The sequence below is a fragment of the Acinetobacter sp. ACIN00229 genome, assembly GCF_016106645.1.
Taxonomy (GTDB): domain Bacteria; phylum Pseudomonadota; class Gammaproteobacteria; order Pseudomonadales; family Moraxellaceae; genus Acinetobacter; species Acinetobacter oleivorans.
In genome coordinates this window covers 58207-72071 of record NZ_JADWOM010000005.1, presented here as the reverse complement: position 1 = coordinate 72071, position 13865 = coordinate 58207, and the positions used below count along the sequence as shown (strand labels likewise).

Genomic DNA, 13865 nt, shown 5'->3' with positions numbered 1-13865 from the left:
TTTTTCACAAGTAATCCAGATAAAGGACGCTTTGGTCTACTTTAATTTACAATTATATTGTCCAAACACAGAAGCCACCTTCGCTTTGACAACTCATTTATTAAAAAGCCCAGTATGTGTAAGTGCATATCGGGCTTTTTTATTCCATTCATACGGCCACACAGCCCCTTTCCTGTGAAAGAAAATCGAGTTTAATAATAGAGAAGTCCCCTAGGACCCTGTGTCACAACGGACTTTTTACTTTTGCGCTGATTTAAAGTTTGAGAGAGCATTGCGACACAGAGATAAAGGAGCTAAGCGAACTTAGCCCATTTCGGTTTTGTCGCAGCGTCGAATGATGCCGAACAAGTTAGGGGCTAAGTCCTGTGGGAGATCAGGACTTTGCAAACTGGTGTGTTTTAAACGTTGTACGGTTTGAGGCGAATACATCTGTGCAAGCTGTTGGCAAATACAATCGCAACTTGCTTGCACGTGTTCACCTGATAAGCAAATTCTTTTAAATTCCTGCTGAGCATTGGCGTCATCATTTGTAATACCGTAAGCACCGACCACAAGGTTTAAAAACAATATAAATTTATGAAGTTTCATATTATTCTCATGCTTATTTATATCTTTAAATAAAATAAAAATATGATTAACTTAAATATTAAAATAATTTTTCAAATAACAGTTAATCCTCCTATAAAAATAGGAAAATAAAACAATTAAGATTTTAAAATAAAAATAATTTATAAATTTAAAATATCAGGTAGCAAAAACCCAAATTTTAAATAAATAAAATAGTTAAATAAGAGAGAAAATAAGTTTGAATAATGGCATGGCCAACTCCTTAAAAATGGAGTCCTACCACCAAATCACCGCGAATTAATTTATGGTGGTAGAACGAAAGAGGGTTGACAGACTGGTGCCCATAGAGACCAGCACGCACGGGGCGTCCCCCTTCCGTCCTACCGCAAAGAAAGGGGACGCAAGGGTCTAACGACTTATAGTAGAACTATAATCCGCTATGGGGACTTACGGTCTGTCAAAACCGTCTGGCAATGTAGGCCAGCAACGAGATAATAATCGGTGATTTTAATTACGTCAATTTATTTTAATAAAAAATTTTAAATATAATAATTTTATTAATATTTAAATAATATTATCCTCTTTATTATACTTATGGTTTTTAATTAAATATAAAATTGAGTTATATATTTGGTTAATAAAATAGATTGAACGTTAATTTTAATTTAACAGTTTATATAAATATATAAGATGAGAAAAAGCGAGACATAGAAACAACTTATAGAAAGCACTTACTCCAAAGATGCTGCGCCCCACCTCTTACCATCTTTTTGAGAGCTTATTTTTAAGCTTTTACAGGTGAATGCTGTCCTAATCCTAGGCCGTCAACATCTTGCTATATTGCATAGTACAGACGTTAACCAACAGCCTAACTTGGCTAAATCAGTAACCGTTAAGTAATTTAAAAGTATTTCGTTATCAAAGCATTCATAACTTTGATAACTCATCTATTAAAAAACTAGATATGTCTTTGAAATACATATTGGACTTTTTTATTGTGTTCTTATAGCTCTAAAGTATAGTCTCATGCTTTTATTAAGAAATTCTAATAAATATAATAAAATCAAAATGTTAAATACAAAAACCAACAAAAACACTTGGATTTATATGTGAAAAATTATGGTATAAATCACGCTTCGAAATTTACTTGATAACTATTAATTTCGACTATTACAAAAACTTTCTAATTATAAGGAGCGACATATCATGGCTAATGGCTTTCCAGAAGGAAACTTTAGAATCGTTAACAAAGAAACAGGTGCATGTATTTCAAGTTTGTATGGTGGTCAAACCCATGGTGTACAAGATGCAGTAACTGCGCGTGGTGAAACGGGTAAGTTAGCGTACTCTCATACAAATGACCGCCTATTTACGGTACATGACAAGGTTAAAAATATAGACGAAGAGCTTTGGTATTTTGACAGTCACGCAGACGGCTGGGGTCGTAGAGTGAATATGCTTTATAACAAAGTTAAAGATATCCGTTCTCGTTGGGTGCTCGGTGCTTCTGTTGAAACAAATGCGATTGCATATAAATTATTAGATAAAGACTTAGAACATTTTCTTAGCCTTTTACCAAAGCAAGATGAAGAAACACTCGCCCACTTAAAAACCAGTGATTGTCTTGATATTGTTGGTTTATTAGAGACATTTATTCATAGTAACGGCGAAGAAAATATTAAATCGGAACTCATTGGCAAACTCGATGAAACTAAGCTGAACGAATATTTAAATGCCGTACTCGCTCATGAATCAATTCGTCGCATCGAACAAAAATTCGATGAATATGCACGCTCTCCTTGGCTCTTTTTAAATATTCCTGAACTTAAAGGTTTGTCTGAAAATCCTTTCGCTCAGAAGAATGAACAACTCTATAAAATTATTCTTGCCGCGGTGCAATTAGATGTCTTGGATCAAAAAGATTGGACTACAAGATCAGAGTTCCGATTGCATTTACGCCATGACAATATCGATGCTCTACTAAAAAATATGAAGAAAGAGAGCATGGCGGAGCTTCATGGAAAAGCATATAAAGAATATGAAAATACTCAAGACCTTAAAAAAGAAGCCGTAAAAGTCCTTCTAGAGCTTAGAAAAACGCTAGATTTACATACGAATGAAAAAAATATGGATACGGTCAAAAAGATTTTAAAGGTAAGCTTAAAATCAAATGAGTCTTTTGAACAACTGCAAACAGCGTTAAACAGTACCAATGGTAAAGAATTAAAACCAGTTAATTGGCACAGTGGCGGTGTTTTCTTGCAAGGCGCGGGTCGCCAGTACCAAACTAAATGGGCATTTGAAGATGGTTATATCTTTGTAGAAGGCCAACCAGATGCTGTACTGACACATCTCTGGGGTTCATCTGTAGGTATTAGTCAACGATCTGATGACCAAAAACAGCGCTGGGAACTTAAAAGTGCTTAATTTGAGCTAGAACATAAGATGGTAAGAGAAAATGCTCTTACCATCTTTATAAAATTTATATTGCGATATCTTTTACAGGTAAATGTTTACCTAACAATGAAAAAGTAACGTCCGCAACTTCCAACGGGTCTGAACTGGTCCAAATAATATGATTCCCCTCATTTGGACTTTCAGAACTTAACTTATATTGATTGAGCTGCCGAATTAATTGCGCTGTTACAGCTTCGGAAGGCTCAATAATTTGGATATCATGGCCTACAATTTCCTGAATCGTATCTGAGACAAACGGATAGTGTGTGCATCCTAAAATAATCGTATCGACTTTTTGCTCGACCAACGGCGCCAAAATATTTTTTAAATAATCTTCAACTTCCGCTGTATGTGCTTTACCCGTTTCAATTTTTTCGGCTAAACCAATACAAGGTACTAAAGACACTTTAATATCTTGCGCATACGTTTCAATTAAACTTTTTAAGTTTTTGCCTTTAACCGTAGTTGCAGTTGCCAAGACAGCAATATGCTTACTTTGTGTGATTGCTACAGCAGGTTTTACGGCGGGTTCTATCGCAATCAGTGGCACATTAATTTGTGCTCTAATCGTTTCAATCGCTACAGCCGTCATGGTGTTACAAGCAATCACAATCGCTTTGCATTTACCCTGTGCAACTAGGTTTGAAATTAAATGCGTGGTTCGTGAAACAATCCAGTCGCTTTCTTTGTCTCCATACGGGACATATTTCGAGTCAGCGAAATAGATAATATCTTCATTTGGAAGGGCCTGCCGAATGTGCTTAAAGAGAGACAACCCGCCTAAACCAGAATCAATCATTCCAATCGGGTTGTTATTGTTATTCATGGTTTATCCTGCATTTCATATATTTAGAAAAATTCTTTCATGGTTGCCAAGTCGTTGAGCACGACTTTGGGCTGAATGGTTTTTAATTTTTCAGCCGATGTATAACCCCAACCTACCGCAGCAAAATCAATACCTGCTTTATGTGCAGCTTCGCCATCCGTGGTTTGGTCGCCGACATAAATGGCCTGCTCTTTATTTAAATTCAAAATGTTGAGAACACGCTTAATTCGCTTCGCTTTGCCAAATATAGACGAGCCACCATCAATATGGCTAAAAAGTTCACATAGTTCTGTACCAAGAATACTTTGACAGTTTTCTTTAGAGTTTGAAGTAATAATTGCGAGCGTATATCCCCGCTTATGCAGTTCAATTAAGTGATCGCGCATGCCTTCAAACATGTAAACTTCTTGGTCTCTTTCTTTCATTAGCTGAATAAAATCTTTGGCAATCCAAGGTAGTTTCCACCTAGAAACATTCATTTCTTTCATAATTTCTTTTGGTGAAAGATGTTTGTACTGCTCTACTTCATGTAGCTCTACAGATTTAAACTTATACTTTGCGGAAAGTTGATTTAAAACGCTTAGAAAAAAATGAAAGGAGTCGACTAAGGTACCATCTAAATCAAAAATAATAGCCTGATATTCTTTTAGGTTTTTTTCCATTTCTAATTTCGAAAATATATTTTTTATTATTATATTCTGTTTTCTATCGGTTTTTAAATCAGGCCCAATGAGGACCAGATCTAAATTTTGAATTTTGTTTTAAGCTGCCGCTTTTTGTTCCTTAATCCAATTTTTAATACGTGCATCCAATATATTTAAAGGCAGTGTTCCTGCATTTAAGATCATGTCATGGAATGCTTTGATATCAAAACGGTCTCCAAGCTCCTGTTTGGCGAGCTCCCGTAGCTCTAAAATTTTTAGTTGTCCCATCTTGTATGCCAATGCTTGGGCAGGAATAGCAATATATCGATCAGTCTCTGCCTGAATATCTGGTTCATCTAAAGCTGAGTGTTCACGCATAAAATCAATCATTTGCTGACGGGTCCATTTTTTATAATGTACGCCAGTGTCCACCACTAAACGACAAGCGCGGAACAACTCGCTCGATAGTCTTCCATAGTCTGAAAGCGGATCTTTATAGAAACCAACGTCTTTACCCAATTGCTCGGCATAAAGTGCCCACCCTTCAATGTAGGCGGTGTCGTTGGGTTGCTTTCGGAACATCGGCAAATTTGGCAGGTTTTGGGCAATATCAATCTGCATATGGTGGCCGGGAATAGCCTCATGGTAAGCGGTCGCTTCCATTGATATTTTGGAACGTTCAGAGAAGTCGCCAGTATTTACATATACTTGTCCGGGGCGTGAACCATCAGGTGTGCCTTGGTGATACTCCGCACCTGCCGCTTCTTTTTCTCGATATTGCTCTACAGGCAAAACTTCGACTTTATTTTTGGGCAATAAACCAAAGAGCTTCGGTAACTCTGGTTGCATTTGGGCAATATACCCGCGATAAATCTCTAAAATTTCTTCACGAGATTTTGGGAAAACAGCTGGATTTGTTTTTAAAGATTGTTGGAAACTTTTTAAGTCATTGAAACCTTGTGCTTTGGCAATTTTAAGCATTTCCGCTTCAATACGAGCAACTTCTTTTAATCCGAGCTGATGAATAGTTTCAGGGCTTTCTGAGGTTGTCGTATTATCTTCTACATAAAAACGATAGAGCTCATCACCGTTTGGCAAGCTCCATATACCCTCGTGCTGTCGTCCATAGGGTAAGTAATCTTTCTGAATAAACGTGCCGAGTTTTTGATAAGCAGGGCGAACATTCTGATCTATGGCCTGTAGTATTTCACGGCTTAAACGCTCTTGTTCTGCTTTCGAAATGTTTTTTGGAAATTGCTTTAATGGAGAAGCAAACACGCTGTCTTTCCCTGCAGGAGTTGCAATGCTATCAACCTGCTTCACCACTTTTTCAAGTAAATATTTCGGTGGCATTAAACCATCTTTTTGTCCTTGTTTTGCTAACTGAATACCTTGATCAAGAATAAGTGGGATTTGTTTTAAACGAGCAATATAGTCTTGATATTCCTTAGCATTATTAAATGGAATTGCACTAATAAATCCCGGAAATTGTAAATGTAGCCCCCACATTTGATTAAAAGGCATCTCATACAATTTCAAATCATAATTTTTAAGTGTTTCTTTCAACTGATAAATCATCAAGTCTTTATTTAATTGATCAGTTGCTGAAAATCCTGTGCTATCAATCGCTTCAAAACGTTTTAAAAAATTTTCCGTACTTTTTTTATCTTTCTCGATCTGAGTTTTTGAAACCTCGGTCCATCGATTGTTGTAGCGTAAATCTCCTAAAGTCGTTGCAGTTTCAGGATTATTTTTTAAAGTGTATTCCCACTGTTCTTGTAAAAGCTGGTTTAAAGCTTTCACCCGAACAGAGACATTACTGTTTTGTTTAGATTGTGATTTTTCGATGGTATTTGTATTTATTTCGGGGGTTGCAGCATCAGAAGAATGAGACATCCAAAATAAAACACTGATACAAGCAAAATGTAAGGTTCTGTTTTTCATTTAATTATCCAGAAATATTTAACGAAGTTTAAAATAAAGACAAAACAAATTACGTGCCAAGCAGCCTACAAAATAGTGTAAAAATCGAGTATTTTTTAACTCAATGATTTTATAAATTAATTTTCTTTTTAATTAAATTATTTATAGTTGCTATCTTTATTCCGAATCTGACTTTAATTTACTAGAAAGTCAAAAAAAGAGCACATGAGCGATCTCAGTGCACTTTTTTATTTCTACATTAAAAATTGTTTCTCAAGAAAACAAATATTGATAAACAATGTATGCAGCCAGTTTTGCTGTTCTATTGTCTAAATCAAATTTTGGATTGCACTCAGCAATATCTAAAAGTTTGATTTTTCCAGTCTCTTGAATATGCTTAAAAATTGCTTCAAAAGTGGCTAAATCAATTCCTTTTACAGCTGGTGCACTGACTCCGGGTGCAACCGCAGCCGTGAAGACATCTAAATCTATCGTAACGTACAAACAGTCTACTTTTTCAATAAAAGCATCAACCGCTGCGAGCACGTTGTTTAGGTTAAAAATATTAACCTCATGATCGCGTAAATATGAACAATTCAGCGCATCGGCTGTATCAAACAAAACTTTAGTATTGGCGTGGTTAGCAACCCCAATACATAAGTAATTAAATTGTTTTTGATGCTGTTCTGAAAGTCGCGCTGCTTGTAAAAAAGGTGTTCCAGAAGTTGCATGCTCTGCTTCACGCAAATCGAAATGGGCATCAAAATTAATAATGCCTATTTTTTTATCTGGTACGTGGGCTTGTACATATTGGAACAGACCGCTAAAGCTACCAAAAGCAACTTCATGTCCACCACCCAATACAATCGGTTTTAAACCATTTTGTAGGCTAGTTGCGACTTGTTCTGCTAACTCACTTTGTGCTTGCTCTAAATTGTCATATTCGCAGGTCACGGTACCCAAATCGACAATACTGACTGGACGATGAATCGGTAAGTTAGCAAGCTGATTACGGATTGCATCTGGCGCATCGGCAGCACCGACCCGACCTTTATTACGTTTCACGCCTTCATCAGAGCTAAAACCAATCAACGCAAATTCAGCATGTTGGGTTTTATTCATAATATGGTGAATACGTTGGTGTGCTTCACCCTCGCCATCATGGCGACCTTGCCATTTAAATGTGTGATTCATGTGACACCGTTTAAAAAATAACTTCTTGTCCATGCTGAACGACTCGCTTAGGCAAATCGCCGCCAAGCCAGTAAACAATTTCAGATGGATGCTCAATATCCCAAGCCACAAAGTCAGCGACTTTACCCTGCTCCAAACTGCCGTGTGTTTGCTCTAAACCAAGTGCTTGTGCAGCATGAATGGTGACACCAGCTAATGCTTGCTCAGGCGTTAAACGGAATAACGTACTGCCCATGTTCAGCATTAAACGTAAAGAAAGTGCTGGAGATGTGCCCGGATTTAAATCACTCGAAAGCGCAATACGCACGCCATGTTTAATGAGACTTTCAATCGGTGGATATTGTGTTTCACGTAATAAATAAAACGCACCCGGTAATAACACAGCAACCGTACCCGACTCCGCCATGGCTTTGACATCATCTTCGGTCATGTACTCTAAATGGTCAGCCGACAAAGCATGATAACGTGCTGCCAAGCTTGAGCCACCTAATGATGAGAGCTGTTCAGCATGAAGCTTAACGGGTAGACTCAATGATTGTGCTGTTTTAAAAACACGTTCGACCTGAGCAGGTGAAAATGCTAAATGCTCGCAGAACGCATCAACTGCATCGACTAAACCTTCAGCATGCAGTTTAGGCAACATTTCTGTACAGATATGCTCGATATAAGCATCGCTTTGGTCTTTGTACTCTGGCGGTAAAGCATGAGCAGCTAAACAGGTACTTTTGACCGTCATTGGTAAAGCTTCACCAATTTGACGGATCACACGCAGCATTTTGCGCTCGTTTTCGTAGTTGAGTCCGTAACCAGACTTAATTTCGATGGTGGTTACACCGTCTTGTTGCATGCAACGAATACGTTTCAGTGCCGAATTTAATAATTGTTCTTCGCTGGCTTCACGGGTTGCACGCACTGTGCTGGCAATACCACCACCACTTGCTGCAATTTCAGCATAACTTACGCCTTGCAAGCGCTTTTCAAACTCAACACTACGGTTACCACCAAATACACTATGCGTATGACAGTCGATGAACCCTGGGGTCACCCAAGCGCCTTTTAAGTCAACTGTTTCGGAATATGTGTCGGCAGGAAGTTGTTGTTGTTTTCCAATCCACTGAATGAGATGCCCTTCTGTGACAATTGCAGCATCTTCAATGTAGGAGTATTGCCCATTTTGCATGGTCGCAATGTGGCAATTCTGCCAAAGTTTTTTCATGAGCCTTTCCTCAAAACTGCCCAATAGTTAAACCATTGGGCAGTTCATTTGTTAGCTTTCTATCTCAACATTTTGCTGGATAGGATTACTTTCCTTTCCCAAGTTTTGCTGTGGTTTTACCCATATGCGATAAGCAATAGTTAAGAGTGCAAGCCATGTTATTCCGACATAAATTGCAGGACGTGAATCAGGGAAATAACCCATCATCACTAAAATAAACACCATAAAACCAATCGCGAACGCAGGTGCAACTGGCCAACCCCATACAGGGAAATCAAGTGCTTTAATTTCAGCAGTAGATAATTTACGGCGCATCGCAACTTGCGAAAGTAAAATCATGAGCCATACCCAAACCGTTGCAAAAGTCGCAATTGATGCAATGATCATGAATACATTTTCAGGAATTAGGTAGTTCAACACCACACCAATTAACAGCACGCCAGCCATAACCACAACAGTCATCCAAGGCACACCATTACGCGATAATTTTTGGAAAATGCGAGGTGCTTGACCACGGTTTGCCATACCATAAAGCATACGGCCAGCGCCAAATACATCACTATTAATTGCCGAAATCGCAGCAGTCACCACCACAATATTTAGAATATTCGCAGCAGATTTAATGCCTAAATTTTCAAAAATTTGTACAAATGGACTACCTTGGCTACCAATTTGATTCCATGGGAAAATCGACATCAAAACAAAAATGGTCAGTACATAGAAAAGTAAAATACGTACTGGAACAGCATTAATTGCTTTTGGCAAAGTGGTTTTAGGGTCTTGTGACTCACCAGCAGTTAAACCGATAATTTCGATACCACCGAAAGCAAATACAACCACAGATAAACATGCAACTAAGCCTGCAATGCCATGCGGCATAAAGCCATCATAAATCCATAAGTTTTGAATACCCGGTACCACACTGCTATGGTCAGCGTGGAAGCCATAGAACATTAACCCTATTCCGCCTAAAATCATGGCAACAATGGCACTGACTTTAATGATGGAAAGCCAGAATTCGAGTTCACCAAAGACTTTAACGTGAATCAGGTTAATAGCACCCAAGAACATAATTAGGGATAAAATCCAGATCCACCGTGGTACATCGGGATACCAGAACCCCATATAAATACCAAAAGCGGTGACATCGGCAATCGCAACAATCACCATTTCAAAAACATAAGTCCAGCCTGTCGTGAAACCTGCCAGAGGACTAATGTATTGTGATGCATAGTGGCTAAATGAACCGGATACTGGGTTATGGACAGCCATTTCACCCAATGCGCGCATAACGATATAAATTGCAATCCCTGCAACGATATACGCCAATAATACTGAAGGCCCCGCCATTTTAATGGCGGTAGCCGAACCATAGAAAAGCCCAGTTCCAATTGCTGAGCCCAATGCCAAGAAACGAATATGGCGGGTGTTCAATCCCCGCTGTAGTGTGGAGTTTTGTGACATTATAATCTCCAATCCTTGAGGAAATTTAGTTAGATTCGGCCACTCCATGTGACCGTTTTATCAATCACACTTCAGATAAACTAGGGAGTAGTTTTGGAATAAGTAACTCGTTTAAACAGCCACTCGAAAGTAATTCACTTGCTTGTTCAATATCAGGAGCAAAGAAACGGTCTTCACTGTAGTAAGGAACTTGATCGCGCAAGATTTTACGAGCTTGTTCAAGTTTAGGCGAGCTTTTTAAGCCTTCACGGAAGTCTAGACCCTGACAAGCGCCTAACCATTCGACAGCTAAAATGCCACGGACGTTGTCAGCCATATACCAAAGACGTTTACCTGCATTCGGAGCCATTGATACATGGTCTTCCTGATTCGCTGAAGTTGGCAAACTATCAACACTCGCTGGATGTGCAAGTGCTTTGTTATCACTCGCAAGAGCTGCTGCTGTCACTTGAGCAATCATGAAACCTGAGTTCACACCACCATTTGCAACCAAGAACGGTGGAAGCTGTGACATGTGACGGTCCATCATCATCGAAATACGACGTTCTGAAAGTGAACCAATTTCTGCGATTGCCAATGCTAAATTATCTGCCGCCATTGCTACAGGTTCTGCGTGGAAGTTACCACCAGAAATCACATCACCTTGTTCTGCGAAAACAAGTGGGTTATCAGATACCGCATTTGCTTCAATTTCTAAAACTTCAGCAGCCTGACGGATTTGAGTTAGACATGCACCCATCACCTGTGGTTGGCAACGTAAAGAATAGGGATCTTGAACTTTGCTACAGTCTTCGTGTGAATGTGCAATTTCACTCGAATCCGTCAATAAGTCACGATAAGCCGCCGCAACATCAATTTGACCACGTTGACCACGTACTTCATGAATACGTGCATCGAACGGTGAGCGTGAACCCAGCATTGCTTCAACACTTAAGCCACCACAAACTGTCGCAGCAGCAAATAAATCTTCAGCTTCAAACAAGCCACGTAAAGCATAAGCAGTCGAAACTTGTGTACCGTTTAAAAGTGCCAAGCCTTCTTTCGCTGCTAAAGAAATTGGTTCTAAGCCTGCAATTTTTAAAGCTTCAACTGCTGGTAACCATTCACCTTTATAACGCGCTTTACTTTCACCAAGTAAAATCAAAGACATATGTGCAAGTGGTGCCAAGTCACCTGAAGCGCCGACTGAACCTTTAAGAGGAATGTGCGGATAAACTTCAGCATTAATTAAAGCCAACAAAGCATCAATGACTTTACGGCGAATACCTGAGAAGCCACGTGCCAAGCTATTTGCTTTCAATAGAATAATTAAACGAACCATTGCATCATCAAGTGCTTCACCTACACCTGCTGCATGTGAAAGAACTAACGAACGCTGTAATTTTTCTAAATCTTCAGGAGCAATCTTGGTTGAAGCAAGTAAACCAAAACCTGTGTTAATGCCGTAAGCTGTACGCCCTTCATTTACAATCTGTTCTACACAAGCCACGCTTGCGTTGATTGCAGCTGAAGCACTTTCATCTAATTTAACTTTAATCGGGTTGAGGTAAGCTTGACGTAAATCAGCTAAGGTTAATTTTCCCGGTTGGATCAGTAATTCCATGTTGGCTTCCTAATTTTTTGCACTATATTCTGCTGAGACAGTGCTTTTCACAATTGCAAAAAGCACCGCCAGTTCTTCCATGTATTTTTATTGCGTGATCATTGGCAAGTTTAAGCCTTGCTCTTTCGCACAGTTAATCGCAATTTCATAACCGGCATCGGCATGACGCATAACACCTGTTGCAGGGTCATTGGTCAGTACACGAGCAATACGTGCAGCAGCTTCATCTGTACCGTCACACACAATCACAACGCCTGAGTGTTGAGAGAAGCCCATACCTACACCACCACCATGGTGTAAAGAAACCCAAGTTGCGCCGCCTGCTGTATTAAGCAAAGCGTTTAATAAAGGCCAGTCTGATACTGCATCTGATCCATCTTGCATTGCTTCAGTTTCACGGTTTGGACTCGCAACTGAACCTGAGTCTAAGTGGTCACGACCAATCACAACTGGAGCTGATAATTCACCGCTACGAACCATTTCGTTAAATGCCAAACCAAGTTTTGCACGTAAGCCTAGACCAACCCAACAAATACGTGCTGGTAAGCCTTGGAAGCTAATACGTTCACGAGCCATGTCTAACCAGTGATGTAAATGTTCATCATCAGGAATTAACTCTTTAACTTTGGCATCTGTTTTATAAATGTCTTCTGGGTCACCAGAAAGCGCTGCCCAACGGAATGGACCAATGCCACGGCAGAACAATGGACGGATATATGCAGGTACGAAGCCAGGGAAATCAAAAGCGTTTTCTACGCCTTCTTCTTTCGCCATTTGACGGATGTTATTACCGTAGTCAAATGTTGGAACACCCATTTTTTGGAAATCGAGCATTGCTTGTACATGTTTCGCCATCGACTGTTTTGCAGCTTTTACAACAGCTTCTGGTTCAGTTTTCGCACGTTCACGGTATTCATCCCAAGTCCAGCCTACTGGTAAGTAACCATTAAGTGGATCGTGTGCACTTGTTTGGTCGGTGACCATATCAGGACGTACACCACGGCGAACAAGCTCAGGTAAAATCTCTGCAGCGTTACCATGAAGCGCAATTGAAATAACCTTGCCTTCTTTGGTGTAACGATCAATACGCGCTAAAGCATCGTCTAAATCAGTTGCTTGTTCATCTACATAACGAGTACGTAAACGGAAATCGATACTTGCTTGTTGGCATTCGATGTTTAAAGAACAAGCCCCTGCAAGTGTTGCAGCTAAAGGCTGAGCGCCACCCATACCGCCTAAACCAGCAGTAAGAACCCAACGACCGTTTAAATCACCATTGTAATGTTGGCGGCCAGCTTCAACGAAAGTTTCATAAGTACCTTGCACAATGCCTTGGCTACCGATGTAGATCCAAGAACCCGCTGTCATTTGACCGTACATAGCCAAAGCTTTAGCGTCTAACTCGTTGAAATGTTCCCAGTTTGCCCAGTGCGGTACAAGGTTTGAGTTTGCAATTAAAACGCGTGGTGCATCTTTATGAGTTTTAAATACGCCGACTGGTTTGCCTGATTGAACTAATAAAGTTTCGTCAGTTTCAAGATTTTTTAAAGTATCTACAATTTTGTCGAAACATTCCCAGTTTCGTGCTGCACGGCCAATACCACCGTATACAACCAACTCTTTCGGGTTTTCTGCAACGTCCGGATCAAGGTTATTCATCAACATACGTAATGGGGCTTCAGTTAACCAACTCTTAGCCGTTAATTCAGTGCCACGTGGTGCACGAATTTCTACATCACGAAATTTTGTTGTCGTTGTTGTCACAGGCGGACTCCTTCCTTTGAGCTTACATCAGCAGAACATCACTTGTTTCTGCATTTGTATAGTAATGTATTAACTTGTATATACATCCATATACTACACAAATATTTTACGGCGTGAAGAGGGTTCCTCATATTTTTTTAAAAAAATTGAATAAGCATATGAATTAAATTAATTTATTTTTATATTAGACATAAAAAAAGCACATAT

Annotated in this window: 9 protein-coding genes and 1 pseudogene; 1 reads left to right on the top strand and 9 read right to left on the bottom strand. The window is 39.4% G+C overall.

The genetic code is table 11. The features are described 5' to 3' along the window. Nucleotides 1–293: 293 nt before the first annotated feature. A pseudogene (locus tag I7H67_RS05980) lies at nucleotides 294–588 on the bottom strand (hypothetical protein). A gap of 1185 nt (nucleotides 589–1773) precedes the next feature. Between I7H67_RS05980 and I7H67_RS05975 the strand changes: the two are divergent. Continuing rightward, complete coding sequence (locus I7H67_RS05975; protein WP_198307361.1) at nucleotides 1774–2994, top strand: hypothetical protein; 1221 nt, start codon at nucleotides 1774–1776, stop codon at nucleotides 2992–2994. Between the two features lie 55 nt (nucleotides 2995–3049). Here I7H67_RS05975 and murI read toward each other — a convergent pair whose 3' ends face one another. From murI to hutU, 8 genes are all read right to left on the bottom strand, one after another. Next, nucleotides 3050–3850: a glutamate racemase gene (gene murI, locus I7H67_RS05970; protein ID WP_198307360.1), complete on the bottom strand. Its 801-nt coding sequence runs from the start codon at nucleotides 3848–3850 to the stop codon at nucleotides 3050–3052. A 23-nt stretch (nucleotides 3851–3873) separates the two neighbouring features. Further along, entirely contained in the window at nucleotides 3874–4512 is a 639-nt protein-coding gene (locus tag I7H67_RS05965) for an HAD family hydrolase (protein WP_151823287.1), read from the bottom strand. Nucleotides 4513–4611: 99 nt separating this feature from the next. Further along, a complete protein-coding gene (locus I7H67_RS05960; RefSeq protein WP_198307359.1) occupies nucleotides 4612–6438 on the bottom strand; it encodes a DUF885 domain-containing protein in 1827 nt (608 codons plus the stop codon). 252 nt (nucleotides 6439–6690) lie between these two features. Beyond that, complete coding sequence (hutG, locus tag I7H67_RS05955) at nucleotides 6691–7611, bottom strand: formimidoylglutamase (RefSeq protein ID WP_198307358.1); 921 nt, start codon at nucleotides 7609–7611, stop codon at nucleotides 6691–6693. Nucleotides 7612–7621: 10 nt separating this feature from the next. Then, nucleotides 7622–8827: an imidazolonepropionase gene (hutI, locus tag I7H67_RS05950; protein WP_198307357.1), complete on the bottom strand. Its 1206-nt coding sequence runs from the start codon at nucleotides 8825–8827 to the stop codon at nucleotides 7622–7624. Nucleotides 8828–8878: 51 nt separating this feature from the next. Further along, nucleotides 8879–10291 (bottom strand): amino acid permease, encoded by a 1413-nt coding sequence (locus I7H67_RS05945; RefSeq protein ID WP_005300457.1) that lies wholly within the window; start codon nucleotides 10289–10291, stop codon nucleotides 8879–8881. A gap of 64 nt (nucleotides 10292–10355) precedes the next feature. Then, nucleotides 10356–11894: a histidine ammonia-lyase gene (gene hutH / locus I7H67_RS05940; RefSeq protein ID WP_005300454.1), complete on the bottom strand. Its 1539-nt coding sequence runs from the start codon at nucleotides 11892–11894 to the stop codon at nucleotides 10356–10358. Nucleotides 11895–11981: 87 nt separating this feature from the next. Continuing rightward, nucleotides 11982–13658 carry a urocanate hydratase gene (gene hutU / locus I7H67_RS05935; RefSeq protein WP_005300451.1) on the bottom strand — a complete coding sequence of 559 codons (1677 nt, stop codon included), beginning with the start codon at nucleotides 13656–13658 and terminating at the stop codon, nucleotides 11982–11984. Nucleotides 13659–13865: the final 207 nt, after the last annotated feature.